Source organism: Pseudomonas sp. LF020, from assembly GCF_053456425.1.
Genome location: NZ_JBRFIX010000004.1, coordinates 400,385 through 421,135 on the forward strand (window position 1 = coordinate 400,385; position 20,751 = coordinate 421,135).

General features: G+C 61.3%; 14 protein-coding genes. 9 read left to right on the forward strand and 5 right to left on the reverse strand.

The features are described 5' to 3' along the window. Positions 1-45 precede the first annotated feature (45 nt). The 5 genes from msrA to aceE form a co-directional block, all read right to left on the reverse strand. Positions 46-711 carry a peptide-methionine (S)-S-oxide reductase MsrA gene (gene msrA, locus ACU680_RS12380; protein WP_108592094.1) on the reverse strand — a complete coding sequence of 222 codons (666 nt, stop codon included), beginning with the start codon at positions 709-711 and terminating at the stop codon, positions 46-48. Positions 712-882: 171 nt separating this feature from the next. Further along, entirely contained in the window at positions 883-3,579 is a 2,697-nt protein-coding gene (locus ACU680_RS12385) for a putative bifunctional diguanylate cyclase/phosphodiesterase (protein WP_448179568.1), read from the reverse strand. Between the two features lie 253 nt (positions 3,580-3,832). Next, on the reverse strand, positions 3,833-5,230 hold the full coding sequence (locus ACU680_RS12390; protein WP_448179569.1) for an alkaline phosphatase D family protein: 1,398 nt from the start codon (positions 5,228-5,230) through the stop codon (positions 3,833-3,835). 280 nt (positions 5,231-5,510) lie between these two features. After that, complete coding sequence (gene aceF, locus ACU680_RS12395) at positions 5,511-7,478, reverse strand: dihydrolipoyllysine-residue acetyltransferase (RefSeq protein WP_367082742.1); 1,968 nt, start codon at positions 7,476-7,478, stop codon at positions 5,511-5,513. Positions 7,479-7,489: 11 nt separating this feature from the next. After that, positions 7,490-10,135, reverse strand: coding sequence for a pyruvate dehydrogenase (acetyl-transferring), homodimeric type (aceE, locus tag ACU680_RS12400; RefSeq protein WP_003220999.1), 2,646 nt, complete (start codon positions 10,133-10,135; stop codon positions 7,490-7,492). A 262-nt stretch (positions 10,136-10,397) separates the two neighbouring features. Between aceE and ACU680_RS12405 the strand changes: the two genes are divergently transcribed. The 9 genes from ACU680_RS12405 to ACU680_RS12445 all read left to right on the forward strand — a co-directional run bounded on the left by ACU680_RS12405 (position 10,398) and on the right by ACU680_RS12445 (position 20,714). Beyond that, positions 10,398-10,523, forward strand: a complete 126-nt coding sequence (locus ACU680_RS12405) for a hypothetical protein (protein WP_256198919.1) — start codon at positions 10,398-10,400, stop codon at positions 10,521-10,523. Further along, complete coding sequence (gene glnE, locus ACU680_RS12410) at positions 10,520-13,459, forward strand: bifunctional [glutamate--ammonia ligase]-adenylyl-L-tyrosine phosphorylase/[glutamate--ammonia-ligase] adenylyltransferase (RefSeq protein WP_448179570.1); 2,940 nt, start codon at positions 10,520-10,522, stop codon at positions 13,457-13,459. Before ACU680_RS12405 ends, glnE begins: the two co-directional genes overlap by 4 nt. Positions 13,460-13,754: 295 nt before the next feature. Then, a complete protein-coding gene (waaF, locus tag ACU680_RS12415; RefSeq protein ID WP_448179571.1) occupies positions 13,755-14,789 on the forward strand; it encodes a lipopolysaccharide heptosyltransferase II in 1,035 nt (344 codons plus the stop codon). 1 nt (position 14,790) lies between these two features. Continuing rightward, entirely contained in the window at positions 14,791-15,852 is a 1,062-nt protein-coding gene (gene waaC / locus ACU680_RS12420; RefSeq protein ID WP_329698901.1) for a lipopolysaccharide heptosyltransferase I, read from the forward strand. Then, the gene (locus ACU680_RS12425; protein WP_047600757.1) at positions 15,852-16,973 is read left to right on the forward strand and encodes a glycosyltransferase family 4 protein; all 1,122 of its coding nucleotides are present in this window, start codon (positions 15,852-15,854) and stop codon (positions 16,971-16,973) included. Before waaC ends, ACU680_RS12425 begins: the two co-directional genes overlap by 1 nt. Further along, on the forward strand, positions 16,974-17,780 hold the full coding sequence (gene rfaP / locus ACU680_RS12430; protein ID WP_448179572.1) for a lipopolysaccharide core heptose(I) kinase RfaP: 807 nt from the start codon (positions 16,974-16,976) through the stop codon (positions 17,778-17,780). Further along, positions 17,780-18,514, forward strand: coding sequence for a lipopolysaccharide kinase InaA family protein (locus ACU680_RS12435; protein ID WP_448179573.1), 735 nt, complete (start codon positions 17,780-17,782; stop codon positions 18,512-18,514). Before rfaP ends, ACU680_RS12435 begins: the two co-directional genes overlap by 1 nt. Then, complete coding sequence (locus ACU680_RS12440) at positions 18,511-19,263, forward strand: lipopolysaccharide kinase InaA family protein (RefSeq protein WP_448179574.1); 753 nt, start codon at positions 18,511-18,513, stop codon at positions 19,261-19,263. Before ACU680_RS12435 ends, ACU680_RS12440 begins: the two co-directional genes overlap by 4 nt. Beyond that, complete coding sequence (locus tag ACU680_RS12445) at positions 19,263-20,714, forward strand: lipopolysaccharide kinase InaA family protein (protein WP_448179575.1); 1,452 nt, start codon at positions 19,263-19,265, stop codon at positions 20,712-20,714. The genes ACU680_RS12440 and ACU680_RS12445 overlap by 1 nt, the downstream gene beginning before the upstream one ends. Positions 20,715-20,751: the final 37 nt, after the last annotated feature.

A 20,751-nucleotide genomic window follows, 5' to 3' on the forward strand; every position in this document is an offset into this window, starting at 1 on the left:
GCTTCGCACCCCAGCGGGAGCAAGCTCCCTCGCCACAGTTTTAAGTCAGTTACCCGCCAGACTCGCTGGCATGCACACACCGGTGCCGCCAATCCCGCAATAACCCTCAGGGTTCTTCGCCAGATACTGCTGGTGATACGCCTCAGCGAAGTACACGGTCGGCGCCTGCTCGATCTCGGTGCTGATGTCGCCCAGACCCGCCTTCGACAGTTCAGCCTGATACACCGCCTTGCTCTTGAGCGCCGCGTCCAGTTGCTCTGGCGAGGTGGCGTAGATCACCGAACGGTACTGGGTGCCGATGTCATTGCCCTGGCGCATGCCCTGTGTCGGGTTGTGCAGTTCCCAGAACATCGCCAGCAGCTCTTCATAGCTGACCTTGGCCTTGTCGTACACCACCAGCACCACTTCAGCGTGGCCGGTCAGGCCCGAGCAGACTTCTTCGTAGGTCGGGTTCGGCGTGTAGCCGCCGGCGTAGCCGACCACCGTGCTGACCACGCCTTCGCGCTGCCAGAAGCGGCGTTCAGCGCCCCAGAAGCAACCCAGACCGAAAATGGCGAAGTCGACGTCCTGGAAGAACGGGCCGAGCAATGGGGTTTCTTCGAAGACGAAGTGCTTTTCAGGCAGGGTCATCGCGGTTTCGCGGCCGGGCAGAGCTTGATCTTTGGTCGGTAGCACGTTTTTGTTCACCAGAATTTCCGAGCGCAGAACCATGATCGTTCCTCTCAGTCAGGATGGGATGTAAAAAGTCAGACCGCCAGTGTGCCCAATGATGCCGGATTTCGCACCATTCAATGTAGGAGCTGCCGCAGGCTGCGATCTTTTGATCTTGTCTTTAAAAAAACAGGATCAAAAGATCGCAGCCTGCGGCAGCTCCTACAGGGGCTAGAGGCAAAGCGGGCCGCGCGGGTAGCGCTTGAGCGCCTGGATCAGCTCGGCGCCGGGGATCGGCCGGTCGAACAGGTAGCCCTGGCCGACGTCGCAGCGGTGGCGACGCAGGAACGCCAGTTGCTCGGCGGTCTCGATGCCTTCGGCCACGACTTTGAGTTTCAGGTTGTGGGCCATGGCGATCACCGCGGAGGTGATTTCCATGTCGTCCTGGTTGTCGGGGATTTCGTGGATGAAGCTTCGATCGATCTTGATGATGTCGATCGGGAATTTCTTCAGGTAGCTGAGCGACGAATAACCGGTACCGAAATCGTCCATGGCCAGGGTCAGGCCCAGGCGCTTGAGCTGGTCGAGCTGCAAGTGGGTGTCTTCGGTGGCTTCCAGCAGCAGTCCTTCGGTCAGCTCCAGTTCGAGCAGATTGGCCGGCAGCGCTTCTTCCTTGAGGATGTTGGCGATGGACGCGACCAGATCCGGGTCGGAGAACTGCTTCGGCGAGAGGTTGATCGCCACTTGCAGATTGCCCAGGCCAGCGGCGGTCAGGGCCTTGCTCATGCGGCAGGCCTGGCGCGCAATCCACTTGCCGATCGGGATGATCAGGCCGGTTTCTTCGGCGACGCTGATGAACTGGTCCGGGCGGATCATGCCGCGCTCCGGGTGGTTCCAGCGCAGCAGCGCTTCCATGCCCAGCAGGCGCCCGCTGCGCAGGCACAGCTTGGGCTGGTAGAACACGTCCAGCTCGTTCTGGGTCAGGGCGCGGCGCAGGTTGTTCTCGACGAACAGCTTGTAACTGGCCTCGGCGTTGAGTGCTTCGGTGAACACCTGGACCTGATGTTTGCCGTTAGCCTTGGCCTTATGCAGGGCCAGCCCGGCGTTGCGCATCAGAGTCTGCGGATCGCGGCCGTGCAGCGGCGCGCAAGCCAGGCCTACGGAGCCGGTGACGCTGATCAGTTGGTTGTCGACGAACATCGGTTTGTCGAGGGTTGCCAGCAGTTGGTTGGCGATCTGTTGGCCGGTGGCGAGGTCGGTGTCGTCGAGCAGCACCGCAAATTCATTACTGGCGAAGCGCGCGAGGCTGCCGCTCGGGCTCAGACTGTTGCGCAGACGCCGGGCCAGGCTGATCAACAGTTTGTCGCCGGTCTGGTGACCGAGGCTGTCGTTGATCCGCTTGAAGTTGTCGATGTCCACCAGCAGCAGGCTGATCGGCGTATCGCTGTCGCGGGCGAAGCGTTCGTCCAGATTGCGGATAAACGCCGGGCGGTTGCCGAGGTTGGTCAGGTTGTCGGTGTACGCCAGACGTTCGATGCGCTGCTGCGCCAGTTTGGTCTGGGTGATGTCTTCGTAGATGCCGATGTAGTGCGTCAGCTCGCGGTTGTCGCCATACACCTTGGAGATCGACAACTGGCCCCAGTACGGTTCGAGGTTTTTCCGACGGCTCTTGAATTCGCCCTGCCAGCTGTTGCTCTTGGCCAGCGCCGAGGGCGCGTCGAACAACAGCTCGCTGAGGTTCTCCAGGGCCGGCAGTTCCGACAGACGCTGGCCGTGGACTTCCTCGGTGGAGTACTGGGTAATCGCGGTGAAGCTTGGGTTGACGTACTCGACCACGCCGTCGCAATTGACCAGCAGAAAGGCGTTGGCACTTTGCTCGACCGCACGCTGGAACAGGTGCAGGGCGCTGGTGGCGGTGCGCCGGTTGTGGTTGTTGATGACCTGGGCGAACTGGTCGGCCAGCTCACCGGCAAAGGCGATTTCGTCGGACTGCCAGGCGCGGGTCACGCCGGTCTGCTCCAGGCACAGCACGCCGACCACCTGGCCGTCGACCCGGATACTGGCGTCGAGCATCGCGTTGACGTCGCGCGGGCGCAGGGCTTCGGCCATCTCGCGGGTGCGCGGGTCGCGCATCGCATTGTGCGCGTCGATGGCGCGGCTGCCGTGCAGCGCTTCCATGTAGTCGGGGAAGCCGCTGATGTCGATCACCTCGGGCAGGATGTATTCCTGCGTCGCGCGGTGATACGCGGAAATCGGCACCAGCAGATTGCCTTCGAGGTTCCACAGGCTGGCGCAGTCGATTTCATAGATATCGCAGGCGCAGCGGGTGATCAGTTCGGCGGCTTCCTGCAGCGAGTTGTGGCTGCTGTAGCGCTGGCGGGCCAGCAGCAGAATCAGATCCTGCTGGGCGCGCACCCGATCGAGGTGCTGCAGTTGTTCCTGCTGGGCGCGCTGGTTCAGTTCGAGGGCGATCTGCAGGCGCGAATTCTGGGTTTCGAGGTCGACGGACGGCAGCGGGGGGGCTTCGTCGAACACGTTGTCGACCGCCAGCAGATAACCGCGCAACAGGTGCCGATTGTGCTGTTTGTAGGCTTCGCCGAGTTCGAGGATGCTCAGCACGCCGGCGGCGGTGTGCAGGGTGTAGCGCACCAGATAATGCGGGCTGTCGCGCAGTTGTTGCTGGATGGCGTCGTGCAACTGATAGCGCGCTTCGGGCTCCATCAGGCTGGCATAGGGTGAACCGACCAGTGCACAGAGCTCGACGGCCGGCTGGCCGAACTGGCGTTCGCAGTTGGGGTCAAGAAACAGCATCGCCCAGCTGGCTTCATTCAAGCGCTCGAAACGCAGCATGCCGAGCCGCGAGGGCACAGGCAACTGCGTCACTACCTCGGCCGCCATACGGCTGGCGGCATCGGGTTGGCTCTTCATGAAGGAACTCGCTTGGAAATATGCTGAACGCGCCGGGCTCTCGCCCTCTTTACTGTTGCCTGCGGCAAGGTTGCATCATTGCGGCACCGACTGACAAGAGAGATGAAGGCCAAGTGCTATAAGAATATGTCGGCTGCTCGGGGCATTTCTCCAGTGGGTGATTGAAAAGAGCAAAAGATCGCAGCCTGCAGCAGCTCCTACAGGGGATGCATACCGATGTAGGAGCTGCCGCAGGCTGCGATCTTTTAAGATTTCAACGTAATTTCAGGCTGATCGATTGCAGCTGCTTGCCATCCCGATCATGGTAATTGACCAAAATATGATCAGTCTCAACCACCACATGTGCGAAGTTGTCCTCGCTGACCACCGCACTGGTCAACTCATGTTGATAATCGCCCGCGGCCGTGCGCGCGAGCGGTTGATCGAGGATGAACGTCGACGCCTTGGCATAGGGCAACAGCTTGCTGTTGCACAGCGGCGAGGAAACGATGGTGTGGACTTCGAAATCCGGGTCTTCACTATGCGTCAGGCGCGAGGTCAGCGAGCCATGCACATCGCCCGAGACAAACACGACATTTTTGATGCGTCGGGTGCGGATGGTTTCCAGCAGGCGCAGGCGCTGCTCCGGGAAGGCTTTCCACGCATCGTCGCCGTGCAGTTTGCGATCCGGGTAAAACATCACGCTGGTGACCACGAATTTGACCCGTGCCTTGCTGGTACTCAGCCAGGCGACCAAGGCCTGTTCCTGCTCGCTGTCCAGGATGCGTCGATCATCAGCAGCCAGGTTGCGCCGAGTACGGCTATCAGTGACAAACCATTCAATATCGCCATCGCTGAACTGATACCAGTAATGCGCCAGTTTCGAATGATTAATCTCGCCATCAACGGTTAGTTCATGCGCCGGACTATGACTGGCTTGATACAACTCATACGCCGCCATTGCATTGCGATATAACTCATGATCGGACTTGCTGGCGTTAGCCGGCCAGTTGTCTTCAATTTCGTGATCGTCGAGGATCATGTAAGTCGAAGTGCCGGACATCAGTCGCTGAATATTCGGTTGCGAGAACGCCGCGCGATATTTATCGAGGATGTCCTGGTATTCGCGATCCGGGGCAATCAGGTTTAGGTCGTCGACATAGATCTGGTCTCCGGTCATCAGGGTGGCGCTGATCGGCGGCTCGGCGCCTTCGATCAACTGATTGATCGAGGCGAATATGCGGTCGCCAAATTGGGGCAGGGAAGCAATGCCGGCGGTCATGCGCAGGTAGCGACAGGAGCCGATGATGTAAGCGCGTGGCTGCACGGCGTCGCTGGCACGGGTGCGAAAGCGGTAGATCTCGCGCGGCCATTGCAAAGGCAATTCGGCGATGCTTTCGACGGTATGCACCGGGCTCATGGGACTGAACCAGCCCGTCTGGTATTCGTACTCACAATGACTGTCCAGGTCATTCAAAGAGAAGACGTGGCAGAGATCGCGTAATGCACTCAAACGGGCAAAGCGGCCCCTTGACCATTGTGTGCTGCCCGGTTTTCGATAACGCAGGCCGGCAAATACCGTGGCATTGTTTTGCGAGTCGCCGCGCATGAAGATGCGTGCATGATTAGTTGTTACATGGCCAATAATCGGGCCGACAGTTGGTTTTAACATGTTCGAATCCATTCGAATTGATTACTTGAATGACGGTTGGTTTTAAACAAGTTGTTCGTTCAACTTGTGGCGCCAAGGTTAGTTGCCGGTAGATAAAAAATATCGGCGCAAAGTGGACTGGACTCGTGGCTTAAGTAGACCGACGTTGTAGGAATAAAAGCGTTGTAACTTTTCTGCGGGCAAAAAAAGCCCCGTCAAACTGACGGGGTTGAGGTACGAGCGTGTGGCGCTCGAAAACGTGGAACGCGATCGGCCCTCCGTTGCCGGAGGGCCGATTGCTTTACAGCAGGATGGTGCGGATGTCGCCCAGCAGGCTGCCCAGACGCTGGGTGAAGCGTGCAGCAGCAGCGCCGTTGATCACGCGGTGATCGTAGGACAGCGACAGTGGCAGCATCAGTTTCGGCTGGAAGGCTTTGCCGTCCCAGACTGGCTGGATGGTTGCCTTGGAAACACCGAGGATCGCCACTTCCGGCGCGTTGACGATCGGCGTGAAGCCGGTGCCGCCAATGTGGCCAAGACTGGAAATGGTGAAGCAGGCGCCTTGCATCTCGTCCGAAGAGAGCTTCTTGGTGCGGGCTTTTTCAGCCAGCGAAGCCGCTTCTGCAGCCAGTTGCAGCAGGCTCTTCTGGTCGACGTTCTTGATCACCGGGACCAGCAGGCCATCCGGAGTGTCGACCGCGAAACCGATGTTGACGTACTTCTTGCGAATGATCGCCTTGCCGCTTGGCGCCAGCGAACTGTTGAAGTCCGGCAGTTCCTTGAGCAGGTGCGCGCAGGTCTTGAGCAGCAGTGGCAGGATGGTCAGCTTGACGCCGGCCTTCTCGGCGACGGCCTTCTGCGCAACACGGAAGGCTTCCAGCTCGGTGATGTCCGCCGAGTCGAATTGCGTCACGTGCGGCACGTTCAGCCAGCTGCGGTGCAGGTTGGCAGCGCCGACCTGCATCAGGCGGGTCATCGGCACTTCTTCGATTTCACCGAAGCGGCTGAAGTCCACGACCGGAATCGGCGGGATACCCGCGCCACCGGTTGCGCCGCCAGCAGCTGGCGCTTCCTTGGCCTTCTGCATCATCGCCTTGACGTAAACCTGCACGTCTTCCTTGAGGATGCGACCGTGTGGGCCGCTGGCGCCTACAGCGCTCAGCTCGACGCCGAACTCGCGGGCCAGTTGACGCACGGCAGGGCCGGCGTGAACTTTGGCGCCAGGCTTGGCCGGAGCAGCAACCGGAGCGGTAGCAGCAGGTGCAGCGGCAGCCGGAGCAGCAGCGGCCGGTGCCGGAGCGCTTGGTGCAGCAGCAGCGGCCGGAGCCGGGGCAGCAGCAGGGGCCGCGCCTTTGACTTTCAGCTTGAGGATCAGGTCGCCGGTACCGACTTCGTCGTCCAGCTTGATGGAAATGCTTTCCACCACGCCAGCGGCAGGCGATGGAATTTCCATGCTCGCCTTGTCGGATTCCAGGGTGATCAACGACTGGTCGGCTTCAACGCTGTCGCCAGCCTTGACCAACACTTCGATGATCTTGGCCTTGCCGGCCGAACCGATGTCCGGAACGTGGATGTCCTGAACGCTGTCAGCAACTGGAGCAGCCGGGGCTGCTGCAGGAGCAGGCGCAGCGGCAGCGGCCGGCGCAGCAGCCTGAGCCGGAGCGGCCGCGGCAGGGGCCGCAGCACCCGCCACTTCCAGATCCAGAATCAGGTCGCCGGTGCCGACTTCGTCGTTGAGCTTGACGCTGATGGCCTTGACCACGCCCGCGGCAGGCGACGGGATTTCCATGCTGGCCTTGTCGGATTCGAGGGTGATCAAAGATTGATCAGCCTCGACGGTGTCGCCGACCTTGACCTGGATCTCGATGATCTGCGCCTTGCCCGACGAACCGATGTCCGGCACGTGCACTTGCTGCACCGAAGCGGCAGCAGGGGCAGCGGCTGGCGCAGGAGCAGCGGCAGCAGGCGCGGCAGCCGGTTTGGCTTCAGCTTTTGCCGCCGGTGCAGCGGCAGGCGCAGGAGCCGCTTGCGCGGCGCCCTCGACTTCCAGCTCGAGCAGTTCGTCGCCTTCTTTCAGGCGGTCGCCCAGCTTGACTTTCAGGCTCTTGATGACGCCGGCTTTCGGGGCCGGCACTTCCATGCTGGCCTTGTCCGATTCCAGGGTCAGGATGCTCTGGTCGGCTTCGATACGGTCGCCGACCTTCACAAACAGTTCAATTACTTCACCTTCACCGCTGCCGATGTCAGGTACGCGAATGAGTTCGCTCACAAAATGTCTCCTCAGCAGTCCAGTGGGTTGCGTTTTTCCGGGTCGATGCCGAACTTGACGATGGCCTCGGCCACCACTTTAGGTTCGATATCACCACGGTCAGCCAGTGCTTCCAGGGCTGCCAACACCACGAAATGACGGTCGACTTCGAAGAAATGACGCAGTTTCTTGCGGCTGTCGCTGCGGCCGAAACCGTCGGTGCCCAGGACTTTGAATTCCTTGGACGGTACCCACTGACGGATCTGCTCGGCGAACAGCTTCATGTAGTCGGTAGAGGCAATGACCGGCCCCTTACGGCCGCTCAGGCACTCTTCAACATAGCTCTGCTTGGGCTTCTGGCCAGGCTTCAGACGGTTGCTGCGCTCTACGGCCAGGCCGTCGCGACGCAGTTCGTTGAAGCTGGTGACGCTCCATACGTCAGCGCCGATGTTGAACTCTTCACGCAGGATCTTCGCCGCTTCACGCACTTCACGCAGGATGGTGCCGGAGCCCATCAGCTGTACATGGTGCGCTGCATCGCGGGTGTCTTCTTCGAGCAGGTACATGCCTTTCTTGATGCCTTCTTCGGCACCGGCCGGCATGGCTGGCTGCTGGTACGACTCGTTCATCACGGTGATGTAGTAGAAGATGTCCTGTTGTTCTTCGGTCATCTTCTTCATGCCGTCCTGAATGATCACCGCCAGCTCGTAGCCGTAGGTTGGATCGTAGGTGCGGCAGTTCGGGATGGTCGCGGCCAGCAGGTGGCTGTGACCGTCTTCGTGCTGCAGGCCTTCACCGTTCAGGGTGGTACGGCCGGCGGTGCCGCCGATCAGGAAACCACGGGTACGGCTGTCGCCAGCGGCCCAGGCCAGGTCACCGATACGCTGGAAGCCGAACATCGAGTAGAAGATGTAGAACGGCAGCATCGGCTGGTTGTGGCTGGAATACGAAGTACCGGCAGCGATGAAGGAGCTCATGGCGCCTGCTTCGTTGATGCCTTCTTCAAGGATCTGACCTTTCTGGTCTTCCTTGTAGAACATCACCTGGTCTTTATCGACTGGCTCGTAGAGCTGGCCGACGGAGGAGTAGATGCCCAACTGACGGAACATGCCTTCCATACCGAAGGTACGGGCTTCGTCCGGGATGATCGGCACGATGCGCGGGCCGATTTCCTTGTCCTTGACCAGTTGCGCGAGGATCCGCACGAAGGCCATGGTGGTGGAAATTTCACGGTCGCCCGAACCATCGAGGATGGCTTTCAGAGTGTCCAGGTCCGGGGTCGGTACGCTGAAGCTCTGCGCGCGGCGCTGCGGTACGAAACCGCCCAGGGCTGCACGACGCTCGCTCAGGTAGCGGGCTTCGGCGCTGTTTGGCTCTGGCTTGAAGAACGGCAGGTTCTCCAGCTCTTCGTCCTTGACCGGGATGTCGAAACGATCGCGGAACAACTTCAGGCTGTCGACGTCGACTTTCTTGGTGTTGTGCGCCGTGTTTTTCGCTTCGCCGGCACCGGTGCCATAACCCTTGATGGTCTTGGCCAGGATGACGGTTGGTTGTTCTTTGTGGTTGACCGCTTCGTGGTACGCCGCATAGACCTTGTACGGGTCGTGGCCGCCACGGTTGAGTTTCCAGATCTCGTCGTCGGACAGATCGGCAACCATCGCCTTGAGTTCAGGCGTGTTGAAGAAGTGCTCGCGAACGAACGCGCCGTCTTTGGCTTTGTAGTTCTGGTACTCGCCGTCGATGACTTCGTCCATGCGACGTTGCAGGATGCCGTCGACGTCTTTGGCCAGCAGTGGGTCCCAGAAACGGCCCCAGATGACTTTGGTCACGTTCCACTGAGCACCGCGGAACACGCCTTCGAGTTCCTGGATGATCTTGCCGTTGCCGCGAACCGGGCCGTCGAGGCGCTGCAGGTTGCAGTTGATGACGAAGATCAGGTTGTCCAGCTTCTCGCGGCCGGCCAGGGAGATCGCGCCGAGGGATTCCGGCTCGTCGCACTCGCCGTCGCCCAGGAAGCACCAGACTTTCTGTTTGCCCGGCTGGATGAAACCGCGGTGTTCCAGGTACTTCATGAAGCGTGCCTGGTAGATCGCCTGGATCGGACCCAGACCCATGGATACAGTCGGGAACTGCCAGAAGTCAGGCATCAGCCAAGGGTGCGGGTAGGACGACAGGCCCTGACCGTCGACTTCCTGGCGGAAGTTGTTCATCTGGTCTTCGGTGATGCGGCCTTCCATGAACGCGCGGGCGTAAACGCCTGGCGAGGTGTGGCCCTGGAAGTAGATCAGGTCGCCGCCGTGTTCGTCGGTCGGGGCCTGGAAGAAGTAGTTGAAGCCGATGTCATACAGGGTCGCGCTGGAAGCGAAGCTGGAGATGTGACCACCCAGGTCAGAATCTTTCAGGTTCGTACGCATTACCATGGCCATCGCGTTCCAGCGCACCAGCGAGCGAATGCGGCGTTCCATGAACAGGTCGCCAGGCATGCGTGCTTCGTGGGTTACCGGGATGGTGTTGCGGTAAGGCGTGGTGATGGCGTAAGGGAGCTGCGAACCGCTGCGGGTCGCCAGTTCACCCATACGGGTCATCAGATAGTGAGCACGGTCTTCGCCTTCTTTGTCGAGAACCGATTCCAGGGCGTCCAGCCATTCCTGGGTTTCGACGGGATCGAGGTCTTGCATGGCTTGCTCCAGGGCGGAAAGGCTTCCAGAATCGGTTGCCTGAGTTTGCGACTGGCCTTGTGGGCAGACGATTTAAAATTTTTGGATTGCCGACAGGTTGTTCCGGCGGCGTGTAGTTTTACTACAAATCTTTGAGCATTTCAGCCTTTCGCCTGTATAGACGAGTAGTAAAACTACAGAGGAAAGGCTTGTGGCCTCCGACTGCGTTGTGAGAATAATCGTTAAGGTTGGTCGATTACCATCCGAAAAAGGTGAAAGTTTGATGCTGGATGCCAAAGAAGAAGAAATTTCAGCTATTTCTAACTTTTGTTCGACAGTCCTTCGCGTAGCGGGTTTTCATCAAACACTACAAGCGGCCATTTACACGCCGATCAAGGATAGACCATGACCCTGCCCGTGCTTGCCGAACTCCCCGCCATTCTCTTGCCGTTGGTCACTCGATCCGAGCAGTCGTTCCGTACGGCCGTCGCCGCGCTGGAAGACGATCTCGGCTTCTCGAACTGGACGCCGGAACGCTGGGCGCAATTCGCCCGCGTCAGTGCCGCCAGCGATTTCGTCATTGAACAGAGCGTTCGTGACCCTTTGATGTTGCTGTCACTGGTGCAGTCCGGTGAACTCGACCGACCGTTCGCGCCAGGAGAGCTGTGCGCGCAGATTGCCGCCGCCGTGAACACCGCGCAAAGCGAAGACGAACTCGGTCGCGTCCTGCGCCGCCAGCGCGCCCGCCATCAAGTGCGGATCATCTGGCGTGACCTCAACCGTCAGGCCGATCTGGTGCAGACCTGCCGCGACCTTTCCGACATGGCCGACGCCACCATCGACCAGGCCTACCAATGGCTGTACAGCCGCCATTGCCAGCAATTCGGCACACCGACCGGCCGGCGCAGCGGTTTGCCGCAGCAGATGGTCATTCTCGGCATGGGCAAGCTCGGCGCGGTCGAGCTGAACCTGTCTTCGGATATCGACCTGATCTTCGCCTACCCCGAGGGCGGCGAAACCGTCGGCGTGAAACGCGCGCTGGATAATCAGGAATTCTTCATTCGTCTCGGTCAGCGCCTGATCAAGGCCCTCGATCCGATGACCGTCGATGGCTTCGTGTTCCGCGTCGACATGCGCCTGCGTCCGTACGGTTCATCCGGCGCGCTGGTGCTGAGCTTCAATGCACTGGAGCAGTATTACCAGGATCAGGGCCGCGACTGGGAACGCTATGCGATGATCAAGGCGCGGGTGGTGGCCGGCGATCAAGCGGCCGGCGCGCAGTTGCTCGACATGCTGCGCCCGTTCGTTTACCGGCGTTATCTGGACTTCTCGGCGATCGAAGCGCTTCGCACCATGAAGCAGTTGATCCAACAGGAAGTGCGGCGCAAGGGCATGGCCGACAACATCAAGCTCGGTTCCGGCGGGATCCGCGAAGTCGAGTTCATCGCTCAGGCCTTTCAACTGATCCACGGCGGGCGCGATCTGAGCCTGCAGCAGCGTCCTCTATTAAAGGTGCTGAGCACGCTGGAAGGCCAGGGCTACCTGCCGCCGGCGGTGATCAGCGAGCTGCGCGAAGGCTATGAATTCCTGCGTTACACCGAGCACGCGATCCAGGCGATTGCCGATCGCCAGACCCAGATGTTGCCGGACGGCGCTCAGGATCAGGCGCGCATCGCCTTCATGCTCGGTTTTGCCGATTGGCAGGCCTTCCACGAAAAACTGATGTTCTGGCGCGGTCGGGTGGCCTGGCACTTTGCGCAGGTAATTGCCGACCCCGATGAAGAGGAGGGCGCCGACTGTGAAGTGGTGGTCGGCGGTGAATGGTTGCCGCTGTGGGAAGAGGAGCAGGACGAAGAGGCTGCTTGCCGACAGCTCGAAGAGGGTGGCTTTGCCGATGCGACCAAGGCCCTGAAAGCACTGGCGAGTTTGCGTGGCAGCCCGCAGTTGCGCGCCATGCAGCGGCTGGGTCGCGAGCGTCTCGATGCGTTTATTCCGCGTCTGTTGGCTCAAGCGGTGGAGCATGACAACCCGGATCTGGTGCTGGAGCGGGTGCTGCCGCTGGTCGAAGCGGTCGCCCGGCGTTCGGCTTATTTGGTCTTGCTGACGGAAAACCCCGGCGCCCTGCGGCGTTTGCTGACGCTGTGTGCGGCCAGTCCGTGGATTGCCGAACAGATCACCCGTTTCCCGCTGCTGCTCGACGAGTTGCTCAATGAAGGCCGGCTGTTCAAGCCGCCACTGGCGCCGGAACTGGCCGCCGAGCTGCGCGAGCGCCTGACGCGAATTCCCGAAGACGACCTCGAACAACAGATGGAAGCGCTGCGGCATTTCAAACTGGCGCACCGTTTGCGCGTCGCTGCCTCGGAAATCGCCGGCAGCCTGCCGCTGATGAAAGTCAGCGATTACCTGACCTGGCTCGCCGAAGCGATTCTCGAGCAAGTGCTGGCGCTGGCCTGGCGTCAGACAGTGGCCAAGTACGGCACGCCGCTGCGCACTGACGGCAGCCTGTGCGATCCCGGCTTCATCATTGTCGGTTATGGCAAAGTCGGCGGGCTGGAACTGGGGCATGGTTCGGACCTCGACCTGGTGTTCATCCATGACGGCGATCCGCAGGCGGAAACCGACGGGCCGAAGCCGATCGATGGCGCGCAGTTCTTCACCCGGTTGGGGCAGCGGATCATTCACTTGCTGACGGCGCAGACCAACTCCGGCCAGTTGTATGAAGTGGACATGCGTTTGCGCCCGTCCGGTGCGTCGGGGCTGTTGGTCAGTTCGCTGGGGGCGTTTGAGCGCTATCAGGAAAATGAAGCCTGGACCTGGGAGCATCAGGCCCTGGTGCGGGCGCGGGTGCTGGTCGGCAGTCAGGATGTCGGTCAGGCCTTCGAGAAAGTCCGCGCGCAGGTTTTGGGCAAGGCGCGGGATCTGGCGAAGCTGCAGCATGAAGTCAGCGAGATGCGCGCCAAGATGCGCGATAACCTCGGCAGCAAGAGCACGGCGGCCGGTACCGCGGCAAATGCCTTCGAGGCCACGGCGCCGTTCGACCTCAAGCAGGACGCCGGAGGTATCGTCGATATTGAATTTATGGTGCAATACGCGGCCCTGGCGTGGTCGCACAGCCACCCGCCATTGCTGCGCTGGACCGATAACATCCGCATTCTGGAAGAGCTGGAACACGAAGGGCTGATGCCTGCCGAAGATACCAGCCTGTTGCGCGAGGCCTATAAAGCCTATCGCTCCGCCGCCCACCGGCAGGCCTTGCAGAAGGATGCCGGGGTGATTGCAGGCGACCAGTTTGTCGAGGAGCGCCGGCAGGTATTGCGGATCTGGAAAGAGCTGGGGCTAAGCTGATTCATCGAGCATGGAGGCGAGCCCTTGTGGCGAGGGAGCTTGCTCCCGCTCCGCTGCGAAGCAGTCGTCAGTCAGGCGGCGCGGTGTGTCAGGTATAAAGTGATGTGACGTTTTGGGGCCGCTACGCAGCCCAGCGGGAGCAAGCTCCCTCGCCACAGAGGTTTATGCTGAATGTACGAATTGATCTGACGAGTCTTTACCGGCTCGTCCAAATGACCCTCCAGCCAGTGCTGGTGGGTGCTGGATTCTCGAGGCGGGGAGGCATTGGCCTCCCCGGTTCGTTTATGGAAACCACATGAATATTCTGATCGTTGGGCCCAGTTGGGTCGGTGACATGGTGATGGCGCAGACACTGTTTCAGTGTCTCAAGCAGCGCCACCCGCAATGCGAAATCGACGTGCTGGCCCCCGAGTGGAGCCGGCCGATCCTTGAACGCATGCCCGAAGTGCGCAAGGCCTTGAGCTTTCCGCTCGGCCATGGCGCGCTGGAGCTGGCGACACGTCGGCGAATCGGCAAGTCCCTGGCCGGCCAGTACGATCAGGCGATCCTGCTGCCGAACTCACTGAAGTCGGCGCTGGTGCCGTTCTTCGCTGGCATCAAGCAACGCACCGGCTGGCGTGGCGAATTCCGCTACGGTCTGCTCAATGACGTGCGCACGCTGGATAAAGAACGTTATCCGCTGATGATCGAGCGCTTCATGGCGCTGGCTTACGAGCCGAACACCGAGCTGCCGAAACCGTATCCGCGTCCGAGCCTGCAAATTGATCCGGTGACCCGCGAAGCGGCGCTGGCCAAGTTCGGCCTGACCCTCGACCGCCCGGTGTTGGCCCTGTGCCCCGGCGCCGAGTTCGGCGAATCCAAACGCTGGCCGTCCGAGCATTACGCCAAGGTCGCTGAAGCGCGGATTCGCGAAGGCTGGCAGGTGTGGCTGTTCGGCTCGAAGAACGATCACGCGGTGGGCGAAGACATTCGCGCACGGCTGATTCCCGGCCTGCGTGAAGAATCGGTCAACCTCAGCGGCGGCACCTCGCTGGCCGAGGCCATCGACCTGATGTCCTGTGCCGACTCGGTGGTGTCCAACGACTCTGGCCTGATGCACGTCGCGGCGGCGCTGAACCGTCCGTTGGTGGCGGTCTACGGCTCGACGTCGCCGGGCTTCACCCCGCCGCTGGCCGAGCATGTGGAAATCGTTCGGCTGGGTCTGGATTGCAGCCCGTGCTTCGACCGTACCTGCCGGTTCGGCCATTACAACTGCCTGCGCCAGCTGATGCCGGACGCGGTCAACGATGCCTTGCAGAAACTGCAGGGCACTGTGGTCGAGGTTCATTAAGTTGCGGGTATTGCTGATCAAGACTTCATCGCTGGGCGACGTGATTCACGCGTTGCCGGCGCTGACCGACGCGGCCCGGGCCATTCCCGGAATCAAGTTCGACTGGGTGGTGGAAGAAGGCTTCGCCGAGATTCCGACCTGGCACCCGGCCGTCGGCAAGGTGATTCCGGTGGCGATCCGCCGCTGGCGCAAGAACCTCTGGCAGACGATCAAGAGCGGCGAGTGGAAGCGCTTCAAGCAGTCCGTTCGGGCGAACAAATATGACCTGGTGATCGACGCCCAGGGCCTGCTGAAAAGCGCCTGGCTGACACGCTACGTCAAAGCCCCGGTGGCCGGCCTCGACAAAGGCTCGGCGCGTGAGCCGATCGCCGCGCGGTTCTACGACCGCAAACTGGCGGTGGCCCGTGGGCAGCATGCGGTGGAGCGAGTGCGTCAGTTGTTCGCCATCGCCCTTGGTTATGACCTGCCCAAAGGGCTGGGCGACTACGGCCTCAACGTCGAGCGTCTGGTGGAATTGCCGCGCAAGAGTGCGTTCGTGGTGTTCCTGCACGGCACCACGTGGGACACCAAGCACTGGCCGGAAGCCTACTGGCGCGAGCTGACCGAGCGGGTCGGCTATCTGGGCGTCGGGGTCAAACTGCCGTGGGGCAACCCGCTGGAGAAGGCGCGCGCCGAGCGTATCGCTGCTGGCTTCAAGCACGCCGAAGTGCTGCCGAAGCTGAATCTGGCCGGGGTCGGCAAAGTGCTGGCCGGCGCCCAGGCTTGCGTCGCGGTGGACACCGGTCTCGGTCATCTGGCCGCCGCGCTGGATGTGCCGACGATTTCCCTGTTCGGCCCGACCAATCCGGGCCTCACCGGCGCCTACGGCAAGGTGCAGATTCACATGGCCAGTGATTTCCCCTGCGCCCCGTGCCTGCAAAAGAAATGTACGTATCAACCGACCGCGCAGGATGCCCGTCAGTTTGACCTCAAGCGCGAGCAGCCTCTGTGCTTCACGCGTGTAAATCCCGAGCGTGTCGCCAGCCGTCTGAGCACGTTGTTAATGGCTGAGGAGCTGCGCTGATGCAATTGGCATTCGTCCTGTACAAATATTTCCCGTTCGGTGGCTTGCAGCGCGATTTCATGCGCATCGCCCTCGAATGCCAGAAGCGCGGCCATCAGATTCGCGTCTACACCCTGATCTGGGAAGGCGACGTGCCGCCCGGTTTCGAAGTGCTGGTGGCGCCGGTCAAGGCGTTCTTCAACCACCGTCGTAATGAGAAACTCACGGCGTGGATGGAAGCGGATCTGGCCAAGCGTCCGGTGGACCGCCTGATCGGCTTCAACAAGATGCCGGGGCTGGACGTCTACTACGCCGCCGACGGCTGCTTCGAAGACAAGGCGCAGAACCTGCGCCACTCGCTGTACCGCCGCTGGGGCCGCTACCGGCACTTCGCCGAGTACGAGCGCGCGGTGTTTGCCAAGGACGCGAAAACCGAAGTGCTGATGATTTCCGAAGTGCAGCAGCCGCTGTTCATCAAACATTACGACACCCCGCTTGAGCGCTTCCACCTGCTGCCGCCGGGCATCGCCCAGGATCGTCGGCGGCCGGCGGATGCCGACGAAATTCGCGCCGGTTTCCGCGCCGAATTCAGCCTCAAGGACGACGAACTGCTGCTGGTGCAGATCGGCTCCGGGTTCAAGACCAAGGGCGTCGATCGCAGCCTCAAGGCGCTGGCCGCACTGCCCGCCGAGCTGAAGAAGCGCACCCGGCTGTTTGTAATCGGCCAGGATGACCCCAAATTGTTCCAGATGCAGAGTGCCACTTTGGGCCTGGGCGACAACGTGACGTTCCTCAAGGGCCGCAGCGATATCCCGCGTTTCCTGCTCGGCGCCGATCTGCTGATCCACCCGGCGTACAACGAAAACACCGGCACCGTGCTGCTCGAAGCGCTGGTCGCCGGGTTGCCGGTGCTGGTCAGCGCGGTCTGCGGTTATGCCCATTACATTGCCGAGGCGGACGCCGGGCGTGTGCTGGACGAACCGTTCGATCAGGCGCAACTGACGCAATACCTGACTGACATGTTGAATGACGACGCTGCACGCGCGGCCTGGAGCCGCAATGGTCTGGCCTTCGCCGAGACGGCCGACCTCTACAGCATGCCGCAGCACGCGGCCGATGTGATTCTGGCGGAGCACGCTTAAATGAAGTTGATGCTGGCTGAACCGTTCAAGAGCCTTTGGGCCGGGCGCGACCCGTTCGCCGAAGTCGAAGGCTTGCAGGGCGAGGTCTATCGCGAGCTGGAAGCTCGACGCACGCTGCGCACGGAAGTCGACGGCAACGGATTTTTCGTCAAGATCCACCGTGGCATCGGCTGGGGCGAGATCTTCAAGAACCTGCTGACTGCCAAGCTGCCGGTGCTCGGCGCAGGACAGGAATGGAAGGCAATCCAGCGTCTGCAGGAAGTCGGCGTGCCGACCATGACCGCTGTGGCTTACGGTGAGAAGGGCAGCAACCCGGCCGATCAGCATTCATTCATCGTCACCGAAGAGCTGGCGCCGACCATCAGCCTCGAAGATTTCAGCATCGATTGGGTCAAGAACCCGCCGCAGCCGAAACTCAAGCACGCGCTGATCGCTGAAGTCGCGCGCATGACCGGCATGATGCACCGCGCCGGGGTCAACCACCGCGACTGCTACATCTGCCACTTCCTGCTGCACACCGACAAGCCGATCACCCCGGACGATTTCAAACTCTCGGTAATCGACCTGCACCGCGCCCAGACCCGTCCTCGGATCACTCAACGCTGGCGCAACAAGGATCTGGCCGCGCTGTATTTTTCGGCGCTGGACATCGGCCTGACCCGACGCGACATACTGCGTTTCCTCAAAGGCTACTTCCAGCAGCCGCTACGGCAGATCCTCGCCGAAGAAGCGCCGCTGCTGAGCTGGCTCGAAGGCAAGGCCAACAAGCTCTATGCGCGCAAACAGCGTTACGGGGATGCGCTCTGATGGCGGGTTGGACTCTGGAACCGCAATACCGCGAACTGAGCGAAGATTTCGGCAGCCTCGAAGCGGTGTTTGCCCTGCAGGGCGAACGTCTGACCCGTGATCCGCTGTCCGAAGTCATCCGCGTGCAGCGCAACGGTGTGAATTACTACGTCAAACGCTACGTCGGCGCCGGTAAAGGCTTGCGCCGTTACCTGGGCAAGCCCCGGGTGAAGATGGAGTGGCAGAACCTCAAGCGCTTCGCCAAGTGGGGCATTCCCACCGCCGAAGTGGTGGCCTGGGGGCTGGAGCGACGTGGTGCGGCCTATGCCCGTGGCGCGATGATTACCCGCGAGCTGCCGCGCACCGAAGACCTCTCGGCGCTGGCCGAACGCAGCGATCCGAAACTCAAGGATCGCGCCTGGGTCGATGGTGTCAGCCGGCAATTGGCCGCTTACACACGGATCATGCATGACCACCGTTTCACCCATAACGATCTGAAGTGGCGCAACCTGCTGATCGACGATCAGGCGCAGTTGTATTTCATCGACTGCCCGAACGGCGAATTCTGGCGCGGCTTCTGGCTCAAGTACCGGATCACCAAGGATCTGGCCTGTCTCGACAAGGTGGCCAAATATCACCTGTCGAACACCCAGCGCCTGCGCTTCTACCTGCAATACCGCGGACGTGATCGGCTGAATGCCGCCGACAAGAAACGGATTCGCCACGTAGTGAGATTTTTCGAGGGACGCGAATGACTGATTTCCTGGCTGCTGAAGACCGGGCGCTGCTTGAGCGTCATGGCCTCGGCACTTTCGACGCGCTCTGGGCCAAACAGCTTGAAGCCGTGGACGAACCGAACACCGATGGCGGTGGCTGGAGCAGCGTGTTTCGTCTGGAGCTGGAAGGGCAGGCCTACTACCTCAAGCGCCAGAGCAACTACCTGACCCGCACCCTGCATGCGCCGTTTGGCGAGCCGAGTTTCGCCCGTGAGTTTCGTAACATCAGCCGCTACAACAAGCTGGGGATTCCGGCGCTACAGGCGGCGTTCTTCGGTGAGCGCAAGGTCAAGGGCGATGTCCGGGCGATCCTGCTGACCCGTGCCCTCGATGGTTGGGATGATCTCGACTCGCTGCTGCAGCGCTGGTCCGAGCTGACCGCCGCGCAGCACTCGGCCATTCTCAAGGCCTGTGGACAGCTGGCGCGCCAGCTGCACGGCGTGCGTCAGGTGCACGGCTGCTTTTATCCGAAACACATCTTTTTGCAGGCTGATGGCGACGCGTATAAGGCGCAGTTGATCGACCTGGAAAAGACCCGGCCCTTGCTGTTCGGCATGCGCGACCGGGTCAAGGACTTGGAGCCGCTGCTGCGTCGCGCGCCGGAATGGAGCGAGGCGCAATTGCGCGAGTTGCTCGCGGCCTATCTCGATCAGCCAGTCGATAGTTCGCTGGTCGACAGCTGGGTGACGCGCTTGACTGCACGGCGCAGTCGCAAGGAGACCCGTTGATGCAGTTGTCCGAACTGAAAAATGCCGGGCGCACGCCGAGTCTGCCGCTGACGATCAGCCTGGCCGACGCGGCCGGTCCTGCGGATTTGCAGTTGTTGAGCTTGCTGCGGGTGCTGCCGGGGCAGCGCTATGTCGGTGCCGGGGTCTGGCGCGGGCGGCCGGTGCTGGCCAAATTGCTGGTGGGCAGCAAGGCGGCGCGGCATTTTCAGCGCGAACTGGCGGGCGTCAAGTTGCTCGCTGAACAGGGTCTGACCACGCCGCTGTTGTTGGCTGATGGCCTGAAGGATGGCGAGGGCGGCTGGCTGCTGTTCGAGTTCCTCGAAGGTGCTGAAAGCCTCGGTGATGCCTGGCAGAAAGTCGAATCACTGCCGGTGCTGGCGGACGAGCAATCGGCGGTGCTCGCCGAGGCGCTGGGTGCGATCGGTCAACTGCATGGCAAAGGCCTGTGGCAGGAAGATCTGCACCTGGACAACCTGCTGCGCCAGGGCGGTCAGCTGTACCTGATCGATGGCGCCGGGATCTGCGCCGAGACCGCTGGCCAGCCCTTGTCACGGCAGAAAGTGCTGGAAAACCTCGGGGTGTTTTTCGCCCAGTTGCCCAAGTCACTGGAGCCGTTCACCGAAGAATTGCTGGTGTATTACCTGCTGAGCAACAGCGAGCACGCGTTGCCGCTGGAAGCCTTGCAGAAGCAGATCGCCAAGGTGCGCGCCTGGCGGCTGAAGGATTACCTGATCAAGGTGGGCCGCGAGTGCACGTTGTTCAGTGTGCAGCGCGGTGCGTTTGGCTTGCGGGCGATCCGTCGCGAGGAAGAAGCGGCGATGCTCCCGGTACTGGATCAGGCCGATGCGCTGCTCGATCAGGGCCATCTGTACAAGACCGGCGGCGCGGCGAGCGTCGGCAAAGTCGAAGTGGCCGGGCGCACACTGGTGATCAAGCGCTACAACATCAAAGGCTTTGCGCACTGGCTCAAGCGCTTCTGGCGCCCGAGCCGCGCCTGGCATTCGTGGCGTGAAGGCAATCGCCTGGCGTTCCTCGGCATCGCCACGCCGAAACCGCTGGCGGTGCTGGAAAAGCGCTTTTTGTGGCTACGCAGCCGCGCCTACTTGGTGACCGAGTTTCTGCCGGGGCCGGACATCATCGAGCGCTTTGCGCCGTATGTTGAAAGCGGTGCGGCGCCGGAATCCGAGTTGTTGGCGCTGGATCAACTGTTTGCACGATTGATTGCCGAGCGCATCAGCCATGGCGACTTCAAGGGCCATAACCTGTTCTGGCAGGAAGATCGCTGGGCGCTGATCGATCTGGATTCGATGTGCCAGCACGGCTCTGTCGGAAGTTTCGCGCCGGCCTATGCGCGGGATCGGGCGCGGTTCATGCGCAACTGGCCCGAGAGCAGCGCGTTGTATCAGGTGATCGATCAGCGGTTGCCCAAGGACATCTCCAGCGCGGCCTGAGCCGTCTTCGCCAGCAGGCTGGCTCCCACATGGAAAT

Coding starts and splice junctions, on each gene's coding strand:
- msrA (WP_108592094.1), bottom strand. CDS start 711: ATGGTTCTGCGCTCGGAAATTCTGGTGAACAAAAACGTGCTACCGACC.
- ACU680_RS12405 (WP_256198919.1), top strand. CDS start 10,398: ATGCTGGATGCCAAAGAAGAAGAAATTTCAGCTATTTCTAACTTTTGT.
- rfaP (WP_448179572.1), top strand. CDS start 16,974: ATGAAGTTGATGCTGGCTGAACCGTTCAAGAGCCTTTGGGCCGGGCGC.
- ACU680_RS12425 (WP_047600757.1), top strand. CDS start 15,852: ATGCAATTGGCATTCGTCCTGTACAAATATTTCCCGTTCGGTGGCTTG.
- ACU680_RS12435 (WP_448179573.1), top strand. CDS start 17,780: ATGGCGGGTTGGACTCTGGAACCGCAATACCGCGAACTGAGCGAAGAT.
- ACU680_RS12445 (WP_448179575.1), top strand. CDS start 19,263: ATGCAGTTGTCCGAACTGAAAAATGCCGGGCGCACGCCGAGTCTGCCG.
- waaF (WP_448179571.1), top strand. CDS start 13,755: ATGAATATTCTGATCGTTGGGCCCAGTTGGGTCGGTGACATGGTGATG.
- ACU680_RS12440 (WP_448179574.1), top strand. CDS start 18,511: ATGACTGATTTCCTGGCTGCTGAAGACCGGGCGCTGCTTGAGCGTCAT.
- aceE (WP_003220999.1), bottom strand. CDS start 10,135: ATGCAAGACCTCGATCCCGTCGAAACCCAGGAATGGCTGGACGCCCTG.
- glnE (WP_448179570.1), top strand. CDS start 10,520: ATGACCCTGCCCGTGCTTGCCGAACTCCCCGCCATTCTCTTGCCGTTG.
- ACU680_RS12385 (WP_448179568.1), bottom strand. CDS start 3,579: ATGAAGAGCCAACCCGATGCCGCCAGCCGTATGGCGGCCGAGGTAGTG.
- ACU680_RS12390 (WP_448179569.1), bottom strand. CDS start 5,230: ATGTTAAAACCAACTGTCGGCCCGATTATTGGCCATGTAACAACTAAT.